A 22380-nucleotide genomic window follows, 5' to 3' on the forward strand; every position below is an offset into this window, starting at 1 on the left:
GGTGCTGGTCGTCGCCGGCGCCGCTCCCTACCTGCTCGGTATCGCGGCGGCCTTCGCGGCGGTAGGTCTCTTCATGGCCGTGATGGGGTTTGATGTCGCCAGGGCGTACAGCACGATCCTGTTCACGTCTTTCAGGAGCGCCAACGGCTTCGTCCAGACCCTGTTGAAGTTCATCCCGCTGGTGCTGCTGGCGCTGGCCTTCACCGTGCCGCTGGCCGCCTGGAAGTTCAACATCGGGGGAGAGGGGCAACTGATCGCCGGGGCCATCGGCGCCGCCGCGGCGGGGATCCTCCTGGCCGGCCTGCCGGCGGTCGTCCTGCTGCCGGTGCTGATCCTGGCCGGCGTCCTCTGCGGCGCGTTGTGGGCGCTGGTCCCGGCCTGGCTCCTCTACCGGTTCGGGATCAACGAAATCCTCACCACGGTGTTGATGAACTTCGTGTCCTTCAGCGCCATGGATTACGTGGCCACGGAGATCTGGCCGGATCCGGCGGCCGGGCACCCGACCACGGTCCCCATCGCCGCCGCCGCCCGCCTCCCCCTCCTGGTCGGGAGTCCGCCCCTGCACGCCGGGTTCCTCATCGCGCTGGCCGCGACCGTCGCCGTCCACCTCTACGTGAACCGCACCACAGCAGGGTACGAGTTGCGGGCCACCGGCGCGAACCTGCGCGCCGCGCTGCTCCACGGTATCGCCGTGCACCGCATCGCCCTGCTGTCCCTGGTGCTGGGAGGGACTCTGGCCGGACTGGCCGGAGCCGTGGAGGTGGCCGGCGTCCACCACCGGCTGATCGAGGGCGTGCAGTCCAACTATCTGTTGCTGAGCATCCTCATCGGTCTGATCGCCAAGGGAAACACCGCGGCCGTACCCCTCGTGGCCTTCGCCATCGCCGCGCTGGAGGTCGGGGCCCGGGCCATGCAGCGGACGATGATGATCCCGGCGGAGATCGTCTTCGTGGTCGAGGGGGTGATCCTGATCTTCGTCCTCCTCTCCGACGTCGTGCGCAGGAGGTAACCTGGTCATCGACGCGTTTGTCACCTTCGCCCGGCTGGTCGTGCTCACGCTGGTCCCGTACGTCCTGGCCGGCCAGGGGACGATGCTGGCCGGGCGGGCCGGGGTGTTCAACGTGGCCCAGGAGGGCATCATGCTGGTCGGCGCCTCGGTGGGCTTCCTGGGCGCCTATCTCTCGGGGGGGAACCTGCTCGAGGGCCTCCTGCTGGCGGCGGTCGTCGGCGGCCTCTTCGGGCTGGCCCTGGCCTATTTCACGACCACGTTGAAAATGGACCAGTTCGTGATCGGCCTGGCCCTGTACTTCATCGGCCTGGCGCTGTCCACGCTCTTCTACCGGCTGGCGGTCGGCGTCACCCTCGCCCCTCCGCTGATCTCCACGCTGCGGGATCTGCCCGTGGCCGGCCTCAGCCGCATCCCGGTGCTGGGCCCGATCCTCTTCCGGCAGAACGTCCTGGTGTACGGCGCCGTGCTGCTCTCCGCGGCGCTCTCCCTCTTGCTCCGGTCCACCGGGCCCGGGCTGGCCCTGCGGGCCGTCGGGGAGAACCCCATGGCCGCCGACGCCCTCGGCGTGAATGTGCCGCTGGTGCGTTATCTGACCACCGTGGTCGGGGCCATACTCATCGGGCTGGCCGGCGCCTACCTGCCGATGGTCTACACCGGCACCTTTACCGAGGGGATGGTGCGGGGCCGGGGCTGGCTCTCCATCGCCCTGACCTTCTTCGGCGGGTGGAATCCGGCGCTGATCTTCCTGGGGGCCCTGTTCTTCGCGGGGGTCGAGGTGCTGGCGTTCCGGGTGCAGGTCACGGGCGCGGGGATCCCGTACCAGTTCATCCTCATGCTCCCCTACCTGGCCACCATGGTCGTGATGATGCCCGCCTTTCGGCGTCTTCAGGTGCCCGCGTTCCTGGGGAAGAACTACGACCGCGAACGACGGTTGCTGCTGTAGCCGAACGGGACGACACGGGATCCGAAAGGGATTGGACCCTCGGATCGAGCACTGGTAAACGCGGTTCGCCATCGAGGTCGCCGCCAGAGTGGCCCGGGAGCTCGACGACGGCGTGGTCTTCGTCGATCTCGCGCCGGTCCGTGATCCCGCCCTGGTCTTGGACGCCGTGGCCCGGACGCTGGACCTACCGGATTACCCCGGCCGGCCATCACTGGAGCGCCTGCGCCGGCACCTGGGTGACCGGAACATCCTGCTCGTGCTCGACAATCTCGAGCACCTCATCTCCGCCGCTCCGGACATTGGTGACGTTCTGGCCGCCTGCCCGACCGTCAAGGTGCTGGCTACGAGTCGCCAGCCGCTGCACCTCCGCTGGGAGCGTCACTACCCGCTGCTCCCCCTCGGTCTCCCGGAGCCAGGCGCGGTGCCGGATGCGACGAGACTGCTCCGGTCCCCGGCCACGGCGCTCTTCATTGAGCGGGCTCGCGCGGCCCAGCCGACGTTCACGGTCGACGACCGGAATGCTCCCGCGATTGTCAAGATCTGCCGCCGGCTGGACGGCCTGCCCCTGGCGATCGAGCTGGCCGCGGCCTGGGTCGGACCGCTGGGGCTGGAGGCGATTCTGTCCAGGCTGTCCGCCCACCGCGGACTTCCCGCCGGCGGCTCGCCGGACGCGCCCGAGCGCCAGCGCACCCTCATCGACGCCATCGGCTGGAGCTACGACCTGCTGAACGACACCGAGCGGATGGTCTTCCGCGCGCTCGGGGCATTTTCCGGCGAGACCCCGCTCGAGGCGATCGAGGCCGTGTGCGAGGGGCTGCGCGTCGATGCGCTGATGCCTGTTGCCCGGCTCGTCGACAAGAACCTCCTGATCCGCGTCGAAGACGGCGCGCCGCGCTTTCGCATGCTGGAAACCATCCGCGAGTTCGCGGAGGAACGCCTCGAGCTGACGGGCGAGGCGGAAGCCGTGCGCCGGCGCCACGCGGCGTGGTTCCTCGACCTCGCCCGGCAGGCGGAGCGGTACCTGTGGAGCGAGCACCAGGCGGTGTGGTTCGGGCGGATCGAGCAGGCGCACGACAACATCCGCGCCGCCCTGCGGTGGTGCCTTGACGGAGCGGATGAGGAGACGGGGGTGCTGCTCGCGGCCTCGATGCACCGCTTCTGGTTCTCGCGCGGCCACATCCGCGAGGGCCGTCGGTGGGGTGAGATCGCGGCGTCGAAGCAGAACGTCTCTGACCGGGCGCGCGCCCTGGCCCTCAGGAACCTGGCATTCTTCCTCGTGCACCAGGGCGAGGCAAGGCAGGCGCTCGGGTTGATGGAGCAGGCGCTGGCCCTGGCGCGGCGGGTCGGAGAGCCGGCGACGACGGCCTGGGTCCTGCACGGGCTGGCCCTGGCCGCGGCCGGGGCAGGCGATGCCGAACGATCCGAACGCGTCAATCTCGAGATGCTGGACGCGGCCCGCCTGGCGGGTGATGAAGCGCTGGCGATCCGGGCGCTCTGCGGGATCGCGAGCGCCCTGCACCGTCGCGGGCAGACGTCGCGCGCGCGGGAGATCTTCGAGGAAGCCCTGCGCCTGGCCCGGCCGCGCCACGACAAGTGGCTGACCGGTGTGGTGACGGGCGGGCTGGGCCGGGTGCTCCTGCGAGACGACCCCGCCCAGGCCGTGGTGCTGCTGGAGGAGAGCCTGGCCCTGGCGCACGACGTCGGCCATCGCTGGCTGACGGCGCTCGGCCTGCAAGACCTGGCCGGTCTTCTGGCCCGCTCCGATCGTGCCGGCATCGCCGCGGCGCTGCTGGGCGCGTCGGAATCGCTGCGGGAGGCTTTCGGGCTGGTTCCCGGTCCCGGCGTCCAGGCCGCCTTGAGGGAAGCCGGCGAGGCGGCGTGCGAGCGCCTCGGCGATGCCGTCTATGAGGCGGAGGTGGCGAAGGGGCGGGCGATGACCGTGGACGAAGCGGTCGCCCTGGCGCTCGGGCGAACGCTCCCGCCCGGGAAGACGCGCCCGCAGCGCCCCGGCGGACTGACCGGTCGTGAAGCGCAGATCGTCCTGGACATCGCCCGCGGCCTCACCAACCGGCAGATCGCGACCAGGCTGGAGATCTCCGAACGCACCGTGGACGCTCACCTCCAGAACATCCGCAACAAGCTCGGCATGGAGAAGCGCGCCCAGATCGCCGCCTGGGCTTCCGCGCACCTGCCGAAGGGCGCGCGGGCTTAGACTCCGACCGACTCGCTTTCGCCCACGGCTCTCCCGGTCTTTCCCCTGGTACTTAGGTCCTTCCTCGGATGGCGGCGGTCCAGCCGAAGCGCAAGATAGGTGGACAGCGAGACATGCGTCCTGGACCGGAGCCCTTGGCTGTGGCGCGGCGCAGGGGAGCCCGGAGCCGGGCGCTTCGCAAAAGGAGGAACTGCCAATGGGAAGGCGTCTGGTTCTTGCCGCCGCCGTCTTGCTCGCGGGGGCGTTCCTGCTGTCGACGACCGCGGTCGCCCAGCAGACCATCGTGCCCGGATCCCTGGTCGTCAAAGCGCTCACGGAGAAGAAGGTGACGTCGTTGCCGGTGGGTCGGCCGCGGCTCTACTGGCGGATCGAAACATTTCCCACTCTCGTTCAAGCGCAGGCGGCGGCCACCGGACCCTGGGCGCTGGCCGCTGAGGCCTTCGGGAGCGCCTGGCTCTTCAGGCTGGGACCCAAGGGCATGGTTTCTTCAGGTGGGACCCATGCGGCCGAGGTCGGCCCCCTCCCGCCGGTACGGGCGACGGAGTATCTCCTCCGGATCAATCAAGCCACCGGCGCGCCCGGCAGCATCACCACCGTGCACACTCATCCGGGAACTGAAGCCTTCTACGTGCTTGCAGGAGAGGGATGCCTGCACACGTCCGGCGGTGTGCTCCGCATCCCGGTCGGTCGGGCCACGGCAGGGGCGGAGGCGGAAGTCCCCGTCCAGGTCTCAAGTTGCGGCTCGACGGAGTTGCGCCAGTTGATCATGTTTGTGGTGGATGCGAACAGGCCGTTCTCATCTCCGGCCGTGTTCCACCATTGAGCGGGCCTTTGGAGGAGGGCGGCCGACCGCGTAGACAGTCCCAGCGCCCTGCCGCTATGCTTGCCGCATGACCCTGCGCGTGAGCTGGCGGCAGGCGCTGGCCTGGCGAATGCGGCGCCACCTGCTGGATCCGGTGGGAACGCTGCCCGTCGCCGGCGTGGTCCGCCGCCTCTGCGCCGTCCAGACGCAGGTCGCCTCATCCGCCGAACTCGCCGTCCGCCTCCGACGTGAGCGATCGCGGCCTGGCGAGGTCGCCCGCGCCCTGGCCGAGGGTCGCCTCATCAAGACCTGGGCGATGCGCGGGGCGCTCCACCTGCTCACCCCGGAGGACGGCGGCGCCTTCCTCTCGCTGATCGCCGCGGGACGGCGCTGGGAACTCCCCAGCTGGCAGCGGTACTTCGGCCTGACCCCGCAGGTCATGATCCACTTCCGCGAGGCGGTTCGCGAGGCGCTCGACGGTGCTCCCCTCACACGCGAAGAACTGATCGCCGCCCTGGTCCGGCGCCGCCGGCTGCGGCATCTGGGCGAAGGGCTCCGGTCGGGCTGGGGCACGCTCCTCAAGCCCCTGGCCTGGCTTGGAGACCTGTGCCACGGACCGGCGCGGGGCCCCCGCGTCACCTTCACCCGTCCGGAGGCGGCGAGTCCGCGCTGGGCCAGCCTGCCCGATCCCGATGAGGCCGGGCCGGTCGCCGTCCGTGCGTACCTTGCGGCATACGGGCCGGCGACGATGGACAACTTCGGCCGCTGGCTTGGCGCCGGAACCGGCAGACGACGGCTGCGGGCGGCCTTCGCCGCGCTGGGCGACGCGCTGGCCGAGGTCGAGGTGGACGGCGAGCGCGCCTACGTCCTGGCGGAGGACGTCGATGCGCTCGCATCAACAAAGCCTACCGCAGCCGTCCGCCTGCTTCCCGGTTTCGATCAGTACGTCCTCGGTCCCGGGACCGACGATGTGCATATCCTGCCGCCCGGGCGGCGCTCCGCCGTGAGCAGGCAGGCCGGCTGGATTGCGCCGATCGTTGTCGCCAGCGGTGTGGTGTGCGGCACGTGGGAACCGGACGGCGACCACGTGCGCATCGCCTGGTTTCGGGAAGCGGGCCGGCCGCCCAGGAAAGCGCTGGAGGCGGAGGTTGCCCGCCTCTCCTCGATCCTGGCGCGTGATTTTGGCGCGGTGGTTACACAGGCGTAGCTGAAATGCCAGCCAGGGGGTGGTCCGTGAAGATCGATCGGGTGCGTCGGTTCGCCCTCTCCTTGCCCGAAGCGACGGAAGAGCCGCACTCCGACAAGTCGTCTTTTCGAGTCAAGGGCAAGATCTTCGCCACTGTGCCTCCAGACGGGCGCCATCTTCACGTGTTCGTGGACGAGGAGCACCAAGACCTCATGGTCTCTGTGGAGTTGCTGCGTTCAGCGTGGCAACGGAAGGTCCGGATTGGAAAATAGGCGGAGGAGGCCGGGATTCGCCAGGAACGCGAGTGTCCGAGGCGAATAGGGTCAGTCACCCGTCGTGAAGATCGCGAAGAAGATGGTCCCGTCCAGGGCGCCCGCCGGTTCCTCCTCCGTAGAGAATTCCCGCCGCCGTCCGCCGCCGCATCCCCACCGCCTGATCGGGCGGGAGGAGGAACTGGGAGCCGCCCAGGGCCTCATTCTGCGCCGCGACGTCAGGATGCTCACGATTACCGGTCCGCCGGGGGTCGGGAAGACCCGATTCGCGATCGAGGTCGCATCCGCGGTGGCCAGCGAGTTCGATGACGGCGCCCTGGTTGTGGATCTGGCGCCCATCCGAGACCCGGCCCTCGTTCTGAGCGCGATCGCCCAGGCCCTGGGCGCGTACGTGCCCCCGAACCAGCCGATCGCGAGGGTCCTGCACGATACCCTGTGCGGGCGGAATCTGCTCCTTGTGCTGGACAACTTCGAGCAGGTCGCGGCGGCGGGCCCCGAGGTTGCCGGACTCCTGGACGCCGCCCCGGATATCAGGTTCCTCATCACGAGCCGGGAACCGTTGCATGTCACCTGGGAGCGCGAGTACCGACTGTCTCCGCTGCCGGTCGCCGATCCACGGCTCTCGCAGTGGACAGCGATCAGGCGCAGTCCTGCCACGGCGCTGTTCGCGGAGCGGGCGAAAGCCGCCGACCCGACGTTCGCCCTGGACGCCGCCAACGCCCGGACGGTTGCGGAGATCTGCCGGAGGCTGGACGGCCTTCCCCTGGCGATCGAGCTGGCCGCCGCCTGGATCGGCCGTCTGGATCCGGAGGCCATCCTGGCGCGGCTGGAGGCACGGCGCGGCCTGCCGGCAGAACCGTCCGAAGCGAGGGGCCGACACCGGAACCTCGGCGAGGCGATCGCCTGGAGCTACAACCTCCTGGGTAATGTGGAACGAGCCGTCTTTCGACGGGTGGGGATCTTCGCCGGCGGATGTACGGTGGAGGCGATCGAGGCGATCTGCGAGGATCTGAACGTCGGCGTGCTCGAGCCGATCGCCTCGCTCGCCGACAAGAACCTGCTCATCCGCATCGAAGACCCCGCCGACGGGCAGCGCGAGCCGAGGGTCCGGATGCTGGAGACAATCCGCGAGTTCGCCCTCCAGGAGCTGAACCGGGCCGGCGAGACAGATGCGGTGGCCGGGCGCCATGCCCGGTGGTTTCTGGCCCTCGCCGAGCGCGCCGAGCCGCTGTTGTGGAGTCAGGATCAGACGGGGTGGCTGGACCGCCTGGACCGCGAGCACGACAACATCCGCGCCGCGCTGCGGTGGTGCTTCAGCGGCCATGGTGATGAGACGGGCGCGCGGCTTGCCGCGGCAATGGGAAGATTCTGGTTTGCGCGCGGGTACTTCCGGGAGGGACAGGCGTGGTTGGAGGCCGCCGCCTCCAGGCAACAGGTCCCCGCCCGTGCCCGGGCCCGAGCGCTCGCGGGGCTGGCCGCCTTGCTCTGGCCTCAAGGCAAGGGGGAACGGGCCTCCAGGCTGGCAGAGGAAGCTCTGCTGGTGGCGAGATCTGTCGAGGACCCCGCCCTGACCGGGTGGGTGCTGCTGCAGGCGGGCTTGGCGGCGGATTCCATGGGAGATGTGCGGAGCGCCGAGGGCCACCACCGAGAGTTGATCGCCGTGGCCCACGACGCCCAGGACAGCTGGCTCGAGGCGCGCGGCTCATGCAACCTGGCCATGATCCTGTGGGCTCGGGGCGAAACCGAAGCCGCGCGGAAATCGGCGGAGAGGGCACTCGTGCTTGCACGCCGCCTGCGGGACAGGTGGTTGACGAGTCTCGTCACCGAAACCCTGGGACGAATACTGCTGTCCGAGGAACCTGAGAAGGCGCGCGCGCTGCTGGAAGAGAGTCTGGCGCTGTCCAGCGAGATCGGTCACCGCTGGCTCCTGGCCAGCGGCCTGGAGAGTCTGGCGGCCGTGCTGGTCTGGACCGATCGCGCCGAGCAGGCGGCCCTGTTGATGGGAAGTGCGGAAGAGCTGCGGCGCGCCATCGGGTCGGTGAGAGACGACCTCGATCAGGCCGAGATCGCCCGCGCCACGGCAGCCGCCCGTGAACGTCTGGGGAGGACGCGCTTCGAGGCGGCCTGGAATCGAGGCCGGGCCATGACGGTCGGCGAGGCCGTGGCGTTGGCCCTGGGCAGGCCATCGCCATCTCAGGAGAGGCGAACGCCGCACCCCGGCGGACTCACCGGCCGCGAGACCGAGATCGCGCGCCACATCGCCGAGGGGCGGACAAACCGTCAAATCGCGATCGCCCTGAGCATCTCCGAGCGGACCGTAGACACGCACGTGCAGAATATTCTGAATCGCCTGGGCCTGGAACGCCGCGCACAAATCGCCGCCTGGGTTACGGCACACCTGCCCGGCAGCGCCTCCTCCCAGCGAACCCGAACCCAGTAATCCTCGCAATTTCCCGATAGAAGCGCGCTCCTACGCCTTTTCCCGGATGCCCGAGCAGCCGGCGGTGGCTAGAGTAGGGGCATCACAACGCCGCGGGCGCACCGTGCCCACAGGCCGAGGAGGAGGAACTGATAATGGCCAGAGCGATCGCTGTGATCGCCGCAGTGCTACTTGGGGGTGCCGCAACGGCAGTTACGCCCCGGGAATCCATGGGGATGCCCATCAGAGACGAAGCTGCAGCAACGGTCACGGCCCAGGAAGCCATGATTGTCTTCACCCCCGGGCAGTTGAAGTGGCAGGCCGCACCGCCCTCGTTGCCGCCCGGTGCCCAGATCGTCATCCTGGAAGGTAACCCGGCGCAGGCGGTGCCCCTGACCATGCGGTTGAAGTTCCCGGCCGGATACGCGATCCCGCCCCACACCCACCCCGCGCTTGAGCACGTCACCGTGCTGTCCGGGCGGTTCGCTATCGCCATGGGGGACGTGCTCGACAAATCGAAGGGGACAGCCTACGGCCCTGGGAGTTTCTTCGTGATCGCGCCGGGGATGCGCCACTACGCCTGGACGACGGCTGAAACCATCATCCAGCTGCACAGCGTCGGTCCCTGGGGCATCACCTACGTCAACCCCGCGGACGATCCGCGGAACAGCCGGTAACGCGCTGATCCACGTCGCGGTCAGGTCGTGGTCGGGGAGGGTTGCCTCCCGGGCCGCGACCTGGCCCGACTCCCCTGGAGGTGTGTCATGACCGTGGATGTGACGACAGAGATCAAGACCAAGGCCCGAGCCGTTTGGGCCAAGGGGGCGTACGGCGAGAGCGCGCGGAACCTGGTGGAGGTGTCCGCGCACCTGGTTCGGGCGGCAGGGGTAGGCGCGGGGGACCGCGTCCTCGACGTGGCCACCGGGACCGGCATCACGGCGATTACGGCCCGCCGGACCGGAGCCTACCTGGCTCCGGTTAAGTCCGCCGGAGTTGATACGGCGATCACGATCAGACGCGGGTAAGCTGACCGGATCCGGAACGAGAGGGCCCGCTCGCAGGACGACGAGACGGGCCCTCCGTGTGTTCGGAGCGACCGTTCGGGATGCCTACCATCCGGCGAGGAAGGGCAGCGCGATCGCCCCGGGGCCGGTGAAGAGCAGGGCCAGGGCCGCCACCATCAGGGCGAACTCGAACTCCCACCCGGATGCCTGCAGCTCCATGAAACGGGCCTTGGCCATTCCGCGCTTGACCAGCCGGATGGCCGCGAGCATGTCGATGGCCAGCCCCAGAGCGATGATCCGGGTGGCCACACCCAGGACGAGCAGGACGGCGCCGGCCGTCTCCAGCAGGATCACGACCCAGCCCAGCAACGCCGGCAGCGGGACCTCCAACTGCCTGAGGAACCCGACGAAACCGGCCGGGCCCTTCATCGGACTGTTGGGATTGAGCTTGGGCCAGCCGTGAACAAGAAAGATGATGCCCAACCCTACCCGGAGAATCAGCAGTCCCCAGTCACCCACCGGTTCGAAGACCCCCTCCAGCATCTGGTTCCCTCCTTTGCCTGCCGCCCCGGACCGTCGGGTTCCGGGGGAATGTCTTACACATAGTAAGGTGCTTGATAATAATAAGTCAACCCATGCAGTCCGGCGATCGCCTCCGGGGAGAGCGGGCGGCGCCGGGTTGCGGGGGGCGCGGCGCTCCTGCACAATGGAGGACACAGGAGCCGAAACCGGCGGGTTGCCTCTGGACGTGGAACGTCAGGTCGCCAGTCATCCGGTCACGATCCAGGAGTCCGCGCTCCGCCCGGGCCATCCCGACTTCCTGGATCTCCCCTGGCATGCCCCCGTGGAGATGTGGGACGGATTGTCGGAGCGCATCGTGCGGCGCCCCAGCGGCCCCTCCCGGCACCCCGTGGTGTTCGCGGACTACGGGGGCCGGGTGTACGCCTTCAAGCAATCCTCCCGGGACGCTGTGGTGCGGGAGTATGAACGGCTGCGGAGCCTGGAAGCCCTCCGCCTGCCCGTGGTGACCCCGGTAGGGTACATGCACGTGCGCACGCCCGTCCATGAGGCGGCGGTGCTCATCACCCGCTACCTGGACTACGCGCTGCCCTACCACCACCTCTTCATGCAGCCCGACCTGGAGCGGTATCGAGAGCACCTGCTGGACGCGCTGGCCGGGCTGCTCGTGCAGCTGCACATCGCCGGAGTCTACTGGGGAGACTGCTCCCTCTCCAACACCCTGTTTCGCCGGGATGCCGGCGCGCTGCAGGCCTACCTGGTGGATGCGGAGACGGCCGAGGCGCACCCCCATCTCGCCCCGGGGCTGCGCGAGCACGACCTGGAGATCATGGAAGAGAACGTCTACGGCGCGCTGCTGGACCTGACCGCCATGGGCGCGCTGCCGCCCGGCTACGCCGTGGACAGGGTGGGCGCGGAGATCCGCCGCCGCTACGGGCGGCTGTGGGGTGAGATCACCCGCGAGGAGGTGTTGAGCCCGCACGAGCGCTACCGCATCCAGGAGCGCATCCGGGCCCTCAACGCCCTGGGCTTCTCTGTGGAAGAGGTGGAACTGACCTCGGTGGCGGCCGGCGATCGCCTCCGCCTGCGCGTGTTCGTCGCCGACCGGAACTTCCACCGGGACCTGCTGGTCCGGCTGACCGGGGTGGAAGCGGAGGAGGCGCAGGCCCGTCAGATGATGGGCGAGATCCAGGAGTTGAAGGCCACGCTCTCCCGGGAGGAAAACCGGAGTCTGCCCCTCAGCCTGGCCGCGCAGCGCTGGCTGGCCGAGATTTACCACCCCATTGCCGCCCGGCTGCGCACGCTGGCCGGCGACGGCACCCCGCTGCCGGAGCTCTACTGCCAGTTGCTGGAACACAAGTGGTATCTCTCGGAGGCCGCGGGGAGGGACGTGGGGCATGCGGCGGCGCTGGACGACTATGCGCGCCGACTGACCGCGAAGTAACCCCCGGTGCCAGGAGCATTGTCCGTTCTGCTGCCCGTCGGCCTCGTCATCGGGGCGGCGGTGGCCGTCCTCTTCGGCGGCCACGCGGCTTTCCGTCGCGGGGCCAGGAAGGAGACCCACGCATTTCTGACGCCGGCGCGTGACGAAGCCCGGGTGATCGTCACGGAGGAGATGCTCCAGGGTCTGCCCGCGCTCGTGTGCAATGGCGGGAAGCAGCCTGACGGTTGAGGGGGTTGAGATCGGCGGATCGGCGGACGGCCCGCTTTGATCAGCGGGCGCGGCGGAAGCGGGCGGCCACGATCGCGTAAAGCACCAGCAGCGACAGCAGGGTGCCAACGGCCACCGCCGCGGCGTCCCCGATCCCCGGGACGGACCCGGGCGGCGGAGGCGGAGGTTGCTGCAGCAGCAAGGACGGCATCCCGTCCTCTCATTCCGCAGGACCGCCGCAACCCCTACCGAAGTCACCTCCACCGTGGCCACGCGCACCGAACTTGTCATCCGGACGAGCCTGGTGGTCACCACGGCTCTTGTCCTTATCGGGCTGGCCCGCCTGATCACCCAGATCGTCGGCATCCTGCTCGTCGTCCTGGTCGCGGCGATCCTGGCCACGGGCGTGGCTCCCCTGGTCAGCAGCCTGGAGCGCCTCCGGTGGGGCCGGCGCGGCTGGCACCTCCCCCGGACCGGGGCGATCCTCGCCGTGTTCCTGGGCATCGCCCTCGCGCTGCTGTCGCTGACGGGACTGCTGGTGACGCCCGTCGTCATCGAGGCGCAGCAGTTCCTGAGCAACCTGCCTCAGAATGTGACCCGGCTGGAAGCCTCCCTGCAGGCCTGGGAGGACCGGTACTCCTGGCTGCCCGATCTCAGCGGGATCGTCCGGCGCATCCCCCAGGAGATCTACCGGCTGAACCGGTACTTCGGGCAGGCCGCGGGCGTGGCGTTCCGCTTCGTCGGCGGGCTGGCCACCGCGGTCACGGTGCTGTTCCTGGCGTTCTACATGCTGGTCGAGGGGCCGGCCATCAAGGCCGGTTTCCTGGCGCTGTTTCCTCCTCCGAGCCGGCGCGAGGTGGCCGACGTCCTGGAGCAGATCGGGGCCAGGTTCGGCGGATGGGTGCGGGGCCAGTTGCTGCTGGGCCTGATCATCGGGGTGGCGGCGGGAGCGGGCATGGCCGCCATCGACATGCCGTTCCCGATCCTGCTGGGGATCGTGGCCGGGATCACCGAGCTCATTCCCATGATCGGGCCGACGCTTGGCGCCATCCCCGCCGTGTTCCTGGCCCTGTTCCAGCCTCCCTGGAAACTGATCTTCACCATCGCCTGGTATGCCGCCATCCAGCAGGCCGAGGCCAACTTCGTCGTCCCGCGGGTGATGCGGGCCTCGGTGGGCCTCTCGCCGCTGCTGACGATCATCGCCCTGATCGTCGGCGCGACGCTGCTCGGCGCGGTCGGGGCGCTGCTGGCCGTGCCGGTGGCCGCGGCGCTGCAGGTGGTGGTCGGAACGATCGCCGGCCGAATCAGGCCGAAGGAGTAGTCAGGGCGAGACGATCACGGTCAGCACGAAGGCCGTCTCCGGCGCCGCGTAGGGCGTGACGATCCGGATGCGGTAGACTCCCGGCGTCCGCTGCCGGAAACCTGCCTCCGCCACATCCAGCCCCGGGTCGGGAAGAACCACAGTGGCCGGCCCTCCGCCCACGGCGAGCACGCGGAGGGGTTGCCGCGGTCGGAGGGAGACGACGCGCTGCCGCGCCACCACCCGTCCGTTGCGAACCGTGTACCGCCAGCTCACCCCGGGCGGCGCCGCCGGGATCTCCGGAGGATCGGCGGCGGTCCACCGGCCGTCCTGCCAGCGCCAGGCCCGCGTCTCTCCCCGCCGGCGCTCGACCAGCAGCGGCTCCACCACGTGCAGAGTCCCGAGGAATCGCGCCTCGCGCAGCACCGCGGGGGCGCCGCCCCGCAGACCGATCACCCGGTACTCCTGCGTGCCGTCGTCGTGCAGCCCGGAGAAGATCGCCGCATCACGACCCTCCAGCAGACGCGCGGCGTCGGCGGAGAAGGGGACCGTCCCGGGCGTCGGCGCCCGGTAGACCTCCCGGAAGCGGCGCCGCCACCGGTCGTAACGGTACAGCAGCGCGGTGGGCGCCAGGGTCCGGGCGCCGGGGAACCGGGGGATCCGGGCCACGACGGCCGTCTCGGCGGGCGGGGCGCCGTCGAGGTCCAGGCGCACGAGACTGTGCACGCTGCTCCCCGGGGGCAGGAGGGCGAGGACCTGGCTGGCGGTCAGGGGCGCGGGCGGCGCGCTCCACCAGCGCACTCCCGCGGTCAGGGCCAGGACCGCGGCGACGGCGGCGCTACTCCTCGTCGCGCTCCTCAATAATGGACAGGGCCTGCGACAGGGCCGCCGTGAGGAAGGCGGTGGCCTCGTGCTCGCACAGGTCCGTAAAGCCGCGCCGCTCGAGAAAGCCCCGCAGGGCCGGGACCAGCGCGCTCAGCTTGCGCGACATATAGGAGAACAGATCCCAGTAGGCTTCCTCCGCCGCGGGGTCGCTGGGCCCGGTGCGCTCCATGAGGGTGAGATACCGCGTGTGCAGATCGCGGTACTGGGCATCCTGCAGGTGCGCGGTGCGCAGCTCCTCGATCAGCGCGCCGACCTCCGGGTCCTCCAGCGCCTCCTGGGAGAGGAAGCTCATGTCCAGGAGGAGTTCGCTCAACTCTTCCGTGGGATGCCCCAGATAGAGCTCGGCCTGGTGCGGATCCGGGGCGATCAGCCGCCGCAGTTCCCGGGTCAGCTCGTCGTCCGCCTTGGGCAGCCGCGGGGGCCGGGCGTGGTTGCGTTCCTCCGGACGCACCCGCACCGTGATCCGGGCCAGCGCATCGCGGCCCAGCCGCTGCTGCACGTAAGCTTCGGTCTCGTCGCGTCCCAGGGGCTTCGTGCTGCGGAAGAGCAGCCGGTCGCCGGTGTAGCCGCGGTACTGCCAGCCGTCTTTGACCAGGTTCTCGACCCACCGGGCGACCTGGCGGAGCCACGCGCCGTGGGAGGGAGCGCCCCGCAGCAGCGCGGCCACCACGGCCTTGGTGGAACGACCTCGCACGACCAGCCTGCCCGGTTCGTCGAACAGCCGTATTTCGATTTCCGTGTGCGTCTGCTTCGCCATCCCCGAGGTGGCTTCAGTATACCACGACAGGAGATGATCTGGCCCGGAGGGAAATTTGCAACGGTCCCCCGAAACGATGACGTCCGACCGCGCCCGGCGCGAGACAATCGAAGCCCAGACCCTGGCCCCCTACGCGGTGCGCAGCGCGGCCACGTCGCGGCGCTACCATGAGCACCCCGATGCCTACCGGACCGAGTTCCAGCGCGACCGCGACCGCATCCTGCACTCCACCGCCTTCCGTCGGCTGCAGCACAAGACCCAGGTCTTTGTCGTCACCGAAGGCGATTTCTACCGCACGCGGCTCACCCACACGCTGGAGGTGAGCCAGATCGCCCGCAGCATCGCCGCCGCGCTGGGGTTGAATGTCGACCTGGTGGAGGCCGTGGCCCTGGCCCACGACCTGGGGCACCCGCCTTTCGGCCATGCCGGTGAGCAGGAACTCCACCTGCTCATGCACGACGCCGGCGGCTTCGAGCACAACGTGCAGTCCCTGCGCGTCGTGGACGAACTGGAGATCCGGTACGCGATGTATCCGGGGCTGAACCTGACCTGGCACGTGCGGCAGGGGATCGCCACCCACGCCACGCTTTACGACGCGCCCCTCGTCCCGGAAGAGTTCCGGCGCGTCCCGCAGGCCTCGCTGGAGGGCCAGGTGGTGGACCTGGCGGACATGATCGCCTACAGCACCCACGACCTCGACGACGCCCTGCGCATCGGCCTGGCCGACGAGCGGGAGCTGACGGCCAGGGAGATCGAGCTGTGGCTGGAGGCCTCGCGTTCGGCCGACCAGCTGATGGCCCGGCGGGACGCCGCCGAGCATCAGGTGGAGCTGCGGCTGGAAGAGGTGCGCGGCGAGGTGCCGCGGGACTTCCTGCCGGCGGGATCGCGGCGACGCGCGGACGTCCGGGTGCGCGAAGCGATCCGCTGGATGATCGGCAGGCTGGTGGAGGATGTCGTCGCCACCTCCGCCGCGGCCCTGGAGGCGGCGGCGCCGATCTCGGCGGAGGCGGCCATGTACCATCCCCGGCGCCTGATCCGACTCAGCGAGATGCGGGAAGGCCAGCTGCGCCAGCTGGCGTTCTATCTGCGGGACGTGGTGTACAACCATCCCGAGAAGCTGCTCATGGAGCAGAAGGCCCGGCGGATCGTGCGCGGCCTCTTCGAGACCCTGGTCAAGGAGCCGCGCCTGCTGCCGCGGACGACGCAGGAGCGTCTGGAGGCGGCGCCGATCCAGCGCGTGGTGTGCGACTTCATCTCGGAGATGACCGACCGCTACGCCCTGGATGTGTTCAGCCGTCTTTTTGAGACCTACGAAATTCGCTTCGGGGGGAGTCCGACCACGTGACCACGGTCATCGGCAGGCCGACCAGGCGCATCGAGGGGCTGGAAAAGGTCACCGGGACCGCCCGGTACACCGAAGACCTGAGGCTGCCGGGGATGGTGCACGCCCGCCTGCTGCTGAGCCCCCATGCCCACGCGCGCGTTCGCCGCCTGCCCAGGGAGGTGGCCGCCTCGCTGCCCGGCGTCGTGGCCGTGGTGACGGAAGAAGATCTGCCCTCCGGGGTCTCCAGCGGGCTGCTGGCCGAAGGCGGAGAGGCGCTGTACTGCGGGCACCCGGTGGCGGTCGTCCTGGCCGCATCCGAGAGCGCGGCCGCGGACGCCGTGGACCGGCTGGCGGCGGAGGTGGAGTACGAGGTGTTGCCGGCGGTGCTCACGCCGGAGCAGGCCATGGCCGCGGACGCGCCGCTGGTCCGGCCTGAGGCGGAGGAGGATGAGGAGGCGGCGGCCCACGCCGCGGTGGAGGCGAAAGGCGGGCCGGAGGTCAAGCCCCGCAACGTCGCCAACGTCTACACCTTCCGGAGGGGCGACGTCGAGGCCGGATTCCGGGATGCCCATCTGGTGGTCGAGCGCACCTACCGCACCGGCCGGCTGCACCAGGCCTACCTGGAACCTCAGGCCGCCGTGGCGGCAGTGGATCCGATCACCCGCGCGGTGACGGTCTACACCAGTACGCAGGCCCAGTTCTACGCGCGGGCCCAGGTGGCCCAGGCCCTGGGCTACCCGGAGTCCCGGGTCAGGATTGTGCCGATGACCGTGGGCGGCGCCTTCGGCGGGAAGTTCAAGCTGCTGGAGCCGCTGGCCGCCGCCCTGGCCGTAACGGTGGGGCGTCCCGTGCGCGTCGTCCTGACCCGCCGGGAGGATTTCCTCCTCGGCAATCCGGGTCCCGAGTCGGAGATCTGGCTACGCACCGGCGTCACGCAGGACGGCCGGCTGGTGGCGCTGCAGGCCCGGCTGGTCTTTGACGCCGGCGCCGAACCCGGTGCGCCGGCGTCCATCGCCGCGGTGCTGCTGGGCGGGTACTACAAGACGCCCAATTTGCTGATCGAGTCCCTCGAGGTTCTGACCAACAAACCGCCCTGCGGCGCCTACCGCGCTCCGGGCGCGCCCCAGGCCACCTTCGCCATCGAGTCGCAGATGGATATCATCGCCCGGGAGCTGGGTATCGATCCGGTGGAGCTGCGCCTGCGGAACTGCTCGGAGGCGGGCGACCCGATGCCCACCGGGCGGCCGTGGCAGAAGATGGGCCTGCGCCGGGTTCTGGAGGCGCTGCAGAACCACCCGAAGTACCGGGAGCGCCGGCGCGCCGACGGGATCGGGTACGGCGTCGCCGTGGGGGGGTGGACCGGAGGCGTGGAGTCCGCCTCCGCCTGTGTCCGGGCCAACACCGACGGAACCTTCCAGGTGCTGCTCGGGATGGTGGACATCACCGGAACGGCCACGACGATGGCGCTGATCGCGGCGGAGGTGCTGGGCGTGCCGCTTGATCGGGTCCGGGTGGTGACCGGCGACACCGATCAGGCGCCCTACGCCGGAGCGTCCGGAGGCAGCAAGATCACCTATACGGTGGGGGCGGCGGTCAAGGCGGCCGCGGAAGAGGCGCGGCGTCAGATCCTGACCATCGCGGCCAGTGAACTGGAAGCCCGGGTGGAGGACCTGGAGATCGCCGACGGATCTGTCCGGGTCAAGGGCACGCCCCAGAAGGGGATCACGCTGGCCGAGATCGCGAGCAAGAGCATGAGTTTCGGGGCCAAATATCCGCCGGTGAACGGGACGGCCAACCTGCCTTCTCCCAGGGCCTCGCCGGGGTTTGCCGCGCATCTGGTGAAGGTGCGGGTGGATCGGGAGACGGGCCAGGTGGCGCTGCTCGACCACCTGGTGATCCAGGACGTCGGCTTCGCCATCAATCCCGCCGCCGTGGAGGGACAGATGCGGGGCGGCGCGGCCCAGGGCATCGGCTGGGGCCTGCTCGAGGCCATGGTCTACGACGACGCGGGGACGCTGCTGACGTGGGGGTTCACCGAGTATCCTATCCCGAAGGCCACGGAGGTGCCTCCGACGGAGGTGGTCATGGTGGAGGTGCCCTCGGAGTTCGGTCCCTTCGGGGCCAAGGGCGTGGGCGAACCGCCGGTGGTCGCCGGCGGGGCGGCCATCGCCAACGCGGTGGCCGATGCCACCGGGGTGCGACTCTTCCAGCTGCCCATCACCCCGTCGCCTCTACTCCGGAGCATCGCCGGTCATCCGGCGAGGGCGTAGCCCTGGGATCCGCGGGCCAGGCCGCGATGCGCTCGCCGCTTTCGTCTCATCGCCCGGCTTCCGCCGTAAACCGTTGCTCCAGCCGCTGGCTGGCGACGGAGACCGGATAGCAGACGGCAAAGTATAGGGCCGCGGCCACGAGCCAGATCTCAAAGGAGGCCAGCGTCCGCTCCACCACCTGCCGCGCCGCCGTCGTCAGCTCGAAGACGTTGATGATCGCCGCCAGGGACGTGTCCTTGATCAGCGTCGTGAACAACCCCATCATGGGCGGGATCATGCGCCGGACGGCCTGCGGCACGATGACGAGGCGCATGCTGGCCAGATAGGACAGGCCCAGCGAGCGCGCCGCTTCCATCTGCCCGTGCGGGATCGACTGGATCGCGCCGCGGATGATCTCCGCCGCATTGGCGCTGGCGAAGAAGGTCATGGCCAGCGTCGCCGCCATCAGGGAGGGAAGGCGGATGCCCAGGGCGGGCAGGCCGAAGAACATGAAGAACATCTGCATGATGAGCGGCGTGTCGCGGAACAGCTCCACGAACCCCGCCGCCGGCACCGCGACCGGACGCCGGCGCGCCAGGCGCATCAGCGCCAGCACGGCGCCCAGGAGGGTGCCCAGGACCATGACTCCCACGCCCAGCACCACGGTGGCCTCCAGGCCCTGGAGCAGGTAGGAGAACGTCTGCCGGACGACCTCCCAGCGCATGACCGCTACCCTGCCGGCCGCAGAGGGCGCGTGATGCGCAGCTCCAACCGCCGCAGCCATCCCGCCAGGACGATCACCAGACCGAAGTAGATGAGGGTGGCCAGCCCGTAGACCTCGAAGCTGCGGAACGTCCAGGCCTCGAGGTCGCGGGCTAGGAAGGTGAGCTCGACCACCCCGATCGTGGAGACCAGCGACGAGTTCTTCACCAGGGCCACGAAGTTGTTGCCCAGCGCCGGCAGCGCGATGCGCACGGCGATGGGCAGGACGACGAAGCGGAAACGCTGCCAGGGCGTCAGCCCCAGGGCCGTGGCCGCCTCGCGCACGCCGCGTGGAACGGCCTCCAGTCCGGCCCGGAACACTTCCACGTTGTAGGCCCCGGTGTAGAGCGCCAGGGCGGCGATCCCGGAGGTCAGGGCCGACAGACGCAGCCCCACCCGCGCCAGCCCGAAGAAGATGAAGAAGATCTGGATGAGCAGCGGGGTGTTGCGGAACACCTCCACGTAGGCCGCGGCGACCGTGCGCAGGGCGGCAAAGCGCGAGAGCCGCATGCCCGCCCCGAGGATCCCGAGCCCGGTGGCCAGGATCAGCGCGACGGCGGAGACGGCCAGCGTGAGCAGCGCTCCCCACAGGAGCACGGGGAGCGCCTTGGGGATGACGGCGAAGTTGAGTGGCACCGGGCGGCGCGGGCCGCGGGGCCTACGGCAGCTGGAGTTCAGGCGGGCACTTGGCCGGCGCCACGAGCTGCTTGGCTACATCGCCGAACCACTTGTCAAACAATTTGGCGTAGATCCCCTGGGAGCGGATCCGCGCCAGGGCGACGTTCACGGCGCCGAGCAGGTCGGTGTCGCCCTTGCGCACGCCCATGCCGTAAGGAGCGGGCATCTGGGGCGGCCAGCCCACCACCTTCAACCCGGGGTCCTGCTTGGCAAAGGCCAGCAGCAGCACGTCGTCCTGGACGAAGGCCTCGGCCCGGCCGTCCTTCAGCGCCAGCAGCGCCTCGGAGTTCTGGCCGAAGGTGATCTTCTGGGCCTGGGGCGCCAGCAGCGAGGTCACCCGGTCGCCGGTGGACCCCTGCACGGTGGCCACCTTCCGGCCGTTGAGATCCGCGAACCGGGCGATGGGGGAATCCCGCTTCGTCAGGATCAGGTGGCCGGAGCAGAAGTAGGGCACGGAGAAGTCGATGACCTCCTTCCGCGCGCTGGTGATGGTCATGGTGGCGATGACGATGTCGATCTGGTTGGTCTGCAGCATCGGGATCCGGTTGGCCGAGGTCACGACCACCAGCTCCACCTTGTTGGGATCGCCCAGGATGATCCGGGCCAGTTCCCGGGCGATGTCCACGTCGAAGCCGGCCTTCTGGCCCCGCTCGTCGATGAAGCCGAAGGGCGGGAAGTCCGCCTTCACACCGGCAATCAGCCGACCCCGCTGCCTGACGGTGTCCAGCGTGCCGCCGAAGGCCACCGACACCAGCAGGACGCAGAGCAGGGCGGCCAGCACTCCGCGCAGCATCCGCACGCCGCTCCCCCCTTTGACCGTCACGCCAGCCAGAGAAGTCCTCTTATGGTGATTATACGGGAGTGATGGGTTCCTTCCCCCGCGGCGGGTCTCTGCGGTCAGTAGCGGACGGAGAACACCAGCGAGGCGTTCGCCCCGGTCAGGATGAAGGTCAGGCTGGAGCCGAAGTCCTCCGTTCTGAAGGCGACCAGCGTCATCGTATCCATGGGGACGATCACCGCCGCGGTGCGCAGCGGGACCAGGTAGAAGATCCGTCCGCGGAGCTTGGCCCCGGCCGGCGTGTTCAGGCGCACCAGCTGCCCCGGCGGGATGCGCGCGTCTGCGGCGGCGAAGGCCAGGAACGTGCCCCGCGCGTCCCGCAGCACGTAGACGGTGTAGCAGCGGCCCGAGGCGATGACGATGCTGCCGAAGACGAGCACGGCCGAGGGGCAGAAGGCCTGGCCCGGCGCGTGCACCTTGATCTTCAGCGGCTTGGCCGGTTTGGCCTTGGCCGGACCGGCCGCGGCCAGGGCGGCGGCGGCCAGGACCAGGATGCAGACGGCGGCGACGACGCGCAGCGCTTTCATCGGAGATCCTCCCGCGGATAGTCCGTCGTGTCTCTTTCCCTCCCGGGCCACAGTGTAGACAACGCCTTTCGGTCGGAGGAAGGTTCCGTCCCGCCCCTTCCTACCGGCGCAGCAGGTTGCGGAGCATGAAGAGGACGTTGGCCGGCCGCTCGGCCAGCCGCCGCATGAGATAGGGGTACCAGTCGGGGCCGTAGGGCGTGGCGACCCGCACCCGGAATCCCCGGCGGACCAGGTCCAGCTGCAGCGTCGGCCGCACGCCGTAGAGCATCTGGAACTCGAAGCGGTCGCCGGGGATGCGGCGCTCGGTGATGAAGGCGATGGCGCGGGCGATGATCCGGTCGTCGTGGGTGGCGATGGCGGTGTACCCGGCCTCCGGAAGCATCCGTTCCATGAGGCGGATGAAGTTCCGGTCCACATCCGTCTTGCGCGGGAAGGCGACGTCGGGCGGCTCCAGGTAGGCGCCCTTCACCAGGCGCAGGTTCGGCCGCAACGGGAGCAGCGCCTCCAGGTCGGCTTCCGTCCGGTACAGGTAGGACTGGAGCACCGCCCCGACGTTGGTGAACTCCTCGGCCCGCAGGCGGCGGTAGATGCGCAGGGTCGCGTCGACCTTCGCCGAGTCCTCCATGTCCATCCGCACGAAGTTGCCGCGCCGGACGGCGTGTTCCGCCAGCCGCCGCACGTTGCGGTAGGCCTCTTCCTCCCCCAGGGCCAGGCCGAGGTGAGAGAGTTTGACGGCGAGATTGGTGATCAGGTTCTCCTGCGCAATCCGGTCCAGGACGACCAGGTAGGTGTCCGTCACCTGCCGGGCGGTGGCGGCGTCGTGCACCTCTTCCCCCAGCAGCGTGGTGTTGGTCATGAGCCCGGCGGCGTTCAGGCGCCGCAGGACCGCCACACACTCGTCCAGGGTCTCGCCGGCGACGAAGCGGGCCGCGCCGAGGCGCATCCCGTAGCGGCGGACGAAGCGGCGCAGCGCGGGACTCCGGGCCAGGGAGAGAATCAGGCGGCGAGTGAGCATCGCCGCCTGCTCATGTTTCGTTTCGGTC

General features: G+C 69.8%; 23 protein-coding genes. 14 read left to right on the top strand and 9 right to left on the bottom strand.

Annotated elements, in window-relative coordinates:
- Position 1: 1 nt before the first annotated feature.
- The 9 genes from QN141_02485 to QN141_02525 all read left to right on the top strand — a co-directional run bounded on the left by QN141_02485 (position 2) and on the right by QN141_02525 (position 9868).
- The gene (locus QN141_02485; GenBank protein MDR7557336.1) at positions 2 to 1009 is read left to right on the top strand and encodes an ABC transporter permease; all 1008 of its coding nucleotides are present in this window, start codon (positions 2 to 4) and stop codon (positions 1007 to 1009) included.
- A gap of 40 nt (positions 1010 to 1049) precedes the next feature.
- Complete coding sequence (locus QN141_02490; protein ID MDR7557337.1) at positions 1050 to 1952, top strand: ABC transporter permease; 903 nt, start codon at positions 1050 to 1052, stop codon at positions 1950 to 1952.
- Positions 1953 to 2040: 88 nt separating this feature from the next.
- Positions 2041 to 4164 (top strand): tetratricopeptide repeat protein, encoded by a 2124-nt coding sequence (locus QN141_02495; GenBank protein MDR7557338.1) that lies wholly within the window; start codon positions 2041 to 2043, stop codon positions 4162 to 4164.
- Between the two features lie 196 nt (positions 4165 to 4360).
- Positions 4361 to 4987 carry a cupin domain-containing protein gene (locus tag QN141_02500; GenBank protein ID MDR7557339.1) on the top strand — a complete coding sequence of 209 codons (627 nt, stop codon included), beginning with the start codon at positions 4361 to 4363 and terminating at the stop codon, positions 4985 to 4987.
- 67 nt (positions 4988 to 5054) lie between these two features.
- The gene (locus QN141_02505) at positions 5055 to 6173 is read left to right on the top strand and encodes a winged helix DNA-binding domain-containing protein (GenBank protein ID MDR7557340.1); all 1119 of its coding nucleotides are present in this window, start codon (positions 5055 to 5057) and stop codon (positions 6171 to 6173) included.
- Between the two features lie 5 nt (positions 6174 to 6178).
- Positions 6179 to 6424 carry an MmcQ/YjbR family DNA-binding protein gene (locus tag QN141_02510; protein MDR7557341.1) on the top strand — a complete coding sequence of 82 codons (246 nt, stop codon included), beginning with the start codon at positions 6179 to 6181 and terminating at the stop codon, positions 6422 to 6424.
- 82 nt (positions 6425 to 6506) lie between these two features.
- On the top strand, positions 6507 to 8864 hold the full coding sequence (locus QN141_02515; GenBank protein MDR7557342.1) for a LuxR C-terminal-related transcriptional regulator: 2358 nt from the start codon (positions 6507 to 6509) through the stop codon (positions 8862 to 8864).
- A 215-nt stretch (positions 8865 to 9079) separates the two neighbouring features.
- Positions 9080 to 9520 carry a cupin domain-containing protein gene (locus QN141_02520; protein MDR7557343.1) on the top strand — a complete coding sequence of 147 codons (441 nt, stop codon included), beginning with the start codon at positions 9080 to 9082 and terminating at the stop codon, positions 9518 to 9520.
- Positions 9521 to 9607: 87 nt separating this feature from the next.
- On the top strand, positions 9608 to 9868 hold the full coding sequence (locus QN141_02525) for a hypothetical protein (protein MDR7557344.1): 261 nt from the start codon (positions 9608 to 9610) through the stop codon (positions 9866 to 9868).
- A gap of 84 nt (positions 9869 to 9952) precedes the next feature.
- Here QN141_02525 and QN141_02530 read toward each other — a convergent pair whose 3' ends face one another.
- A complete protein-coding gene (locus tag QN141_02530; GenBank protein MDR7557345.1) occupies positions 9953 to 10390 on the bottom strand; it encodes a DoxX family protein in 438 nt (145 codons plus the stop codon).
- A 205-nt stretch (positions 10391 to 10595) separates the two neighbouring features.
- Here QN141_02530 and QN141_02535 point away from each other — a divergent pair, with 205 nt between their 5' ends.
- Positions 10596 to 11810 carry a DUF4032 domain-containing protein gene (locus QN141_02535; protein ID MDR7557346.1) on the top strand — a complete coding sequence of 405 codons (1215 nt, stop codon included), beginning with the start codon at positions 10596 to 10598 and terminating at the stop codon, positions 11808 to 11810.
- 6 nt (positions 11811 to 11816) lie between these two features.
- The gene (locus QN141_02540) at positions 11817 to 12038 is read left to right on the top strand and encodes a hypothetical protein (protein MDR7557347.1); all 222 of its coding nucleotides are present in this window, start codon (positions 11817 to 11819) and stop codon (positions 12036 to 12038) included.
- 40 nt (positions 12039 to 12078) lie between these two features.
- On the opposite strand, the gene QN141_02545 is transcribed toward QN141_02540, so the two are convergent.
- Entirely contained in the window at positions 12079 to 12228 is a 150-nt protein-coding gene (locus tag QN141_02545) for a hypothetical protein (protein ID MDR7557348.1), read from the bottom strand.
- Positions 12229 to 12282: 54 nt separating this feature from the next.
- On the opposite strand from QN141_02545, the gene QN141_02550 reads away from it, so the two are divergent.
- Entirely contained in the window at positions 12283 to 13338 is a 1056-nt protein-coding gene (locus QN141_02550; protein MDR7557349.1) for an AI-2E family transporter, read from the top strand.
- Here the strand turns inward: QN141_02550 and QN141_02555 are convergent, their stop codons facing one another.
- Together QN141_02555 and QN141_02560 are read right to left on the bottom strand one after the other, a co-directional pair.
- Positions 13339 to 14178: a hypothetical protein gene (locus QN141_02555; protein MDR7557350.1), complete on the bottom strand. Its 840-nt coding sequence runs from the start codon at positions 14176 to 14178 to the stop codon at positions 13339 to 13341.
- On the bottom strand, positions 14156 to 14959 hold the full coding sequence (locus tag QN141_02560) for a hypothetical protein (GenBank protein MDR7557351.1): 804 nt from the start codon (positions 14957 to 14959) through the stop codon (positions 14156 to 14158). The genes QN141_02555 and QN141_02560 overlap by 23 nt, the downstream gene beginning before the upstream one ends.
- A 76-nt stretch (positions 14960 to 15035) precedes the next feature.
- Between QN141_02560 and QN141_02565 the strand changes: the two genes are divergently transcribed.
- The gene (locus QN141_02565) at positions 15036 to 16304 is read left to right on the top strand and encodes a deoxyguanosinetriphosphate triphosphohydrolase (GenBank protein MDR7557352.1); all 1269 of its coding nucleotides are present in this window, start codon (positions 15036 to 15038) and stop codon (positions 16302 to 16304) included.
- A complete protein-coding gene (locus tag QN141_02570; GenBank protein ID MDR7557353.1) occupies positions 16301 to 18553 on the top strand; it encodes a xanthine dehydrogenase family protein molybdopterin-binding subunit in 2253 nt (750 codons plus the stop codon). Before QN141_02565 ends, QN141_02570 begins: the two co-directional genes overlap by 4 nt.
- Positions 18554 to 18599: 46 nt before the next feature.
- Here the strand turns inward: QN141_02570 and QN141_02575 are convergent, their stop codons facing one another.
- From QN141_02575 to QN141_02595, 5 genes are all read right to left on the bottom strand, one after another.
- Positions 18600 to 19256 (bottom strand): amino acid ABC transporter permease, encoded by a 657-nt coding sequence (locus QN141_02575; GenBank protein ID MDR7557354.1) that lies wholly within the window; start codon positions 19254 to 19256, stop codon positions 18600 to 18602.
- Between the two features lie 5 nt (positions 19257 to 19261).
- On the bottom strand, positions 19262 to 19930 hold the full coding sequence (locus QN141_02580; GenBank protein MDR7557355.1) for an amino acid ABC transporter permease: 669 nt from the start codon (positions 19928 to 19930) through the stop codon (positions 19262 to 19264).
- A 22-nt stretch (positions 19931 to 19952) separates the two neighbouring features.
- Positions 19953 to 20795, bottom strand: coding sequence for a transporter substrate-binding domain-containing protein (locus QN141_02585; GenBank protein ID MDR7557356.1), 843 nt, complete (start codon positions 20793 to 20795; stop codon positions 19953 to 19955).
- Positions 20796 to 20869: 74 nt separating this feature from the next.
- Positions 20870 to 21337, bottom strand: a complete 468-nt coding sequence (locus QN141_02590; GenBank protein MDR7557357.1) for a hypothetical protein — start codon at positions 21335 to 21337, stop codon at positions 20870 to 20872.
- Positions 21338 to 21437: 100 nt separating this feature from the next.
- On the bottom strand, positions 21438 to 22352 hold the full coding sequence (locus QN141_02595) for a proline dehydrogenase family protein (GenBank protein MDR7557358.1): 915 nt from the start codon (positions 22350 to 22352) through the stop codon (positions 21438 to 21440).
- Between the last annotated feature and the right edge of the window lie 28 nt (positions 22353 to 22380).

The sequence above is a fragment of the Armatimonadota bacterium genome, assembly GCA_031459765.1.
Classification (GTDB): Bacteria; Sysuimicrobiota; Sysuimicrobiia; order Sysuimicrobiales; family Kaftiobacteriaceae; genus Kaftiobacterium; species Kaftiobacterium secundum.

Coding starts and splice junctions, on each gene's coding strand:
- QN141_02595 (MDR7557358.1), bottom strand. CDS start 22,352: ATGCTCACTCGCCGCCTGATTCTCTCCCTGGCCCGGAGTCCCGCGCTG.
- QN141_02560 (MDR7557351.1), bottom strand. CDS start 14,959: ATGGCGAAGCAGACGCACACGGAAATCGAAATACGGCTGTTCGACGAA.
- QN141_02515 (MDR7557342.1), top strand. CDS start 6,507: ATGGTCCCGTCCAGGGCGCCCGCCGGTTCCTCCTCCGTAGAGAATTCC.
- QN141_02545 (MDR7557348.1), bottom strand. CDS start 12,228: ATGCCGTCCTTGCTGCTGCAGCAACCTCCGCCTCCGCCGCCCGGGTCC.
- QN141_02565 (MDR7557352.1), top strand. CDS start 15,036: ATGACGTCCGACCGCGCCCGGCGCGAGACAATCGAAGCCCAGACCCTG.
- QN141_02520 (MDR7557343.1), top strand. CDS start 9,080: ATGCCCATCAGAGACGAAGCTGCAGCAACGGTCACGGCCCAGGAAGCC.
- QN141_02525 (MDR7557344.1), top strand. CDS start 9,608: ATGACCGTGGATGTGACGACAGAGATCAAGACCAAGGCCCGAGCCGTT.
- QN141_02590 (MDR7557357.1), bottom strand. CDS start 21,337: ATGAAAGCGCTGCGCGTCGTCGCCGCCGTCTGCATCCTGGTCCTGGCC.
- QN141_02575 (MDR7557354.1), bottom strand. CDS start 19,256: ATGCGCTGGGAGGTCGTCCGGCAGACGTTCTCCTACCTGCTCCAGGGC.
- QN141_02510 (MDR7557341.1), top strand. CDS start 6,179: ATGCCAGCCAGGGGGTGGTCCGTGAAGATCGATCGGGTGCGTCGGTTC.
- QN141_02505 (MDR7557340.1), top strand. CDS start 5,055: ATGACCCTGCGCGTGAGCTGGCGGCAGGCGCTGGCCTGGCGAATGCGG.
- QN141_02530 (MDR7557345.1), bottom strand. CDS start 10,390: ATGCTGGAGGGGGTCTTCGAACCGGTGGGTGACTGGGGACTGCTGATT.
- QN141_02500 (MDR7557339.1), top strand. CDS start 4,361: ATGGGAAGGCGTCTGGTTCTTGCCGCCGCCGTCTTGCTCGCGGGGGCG.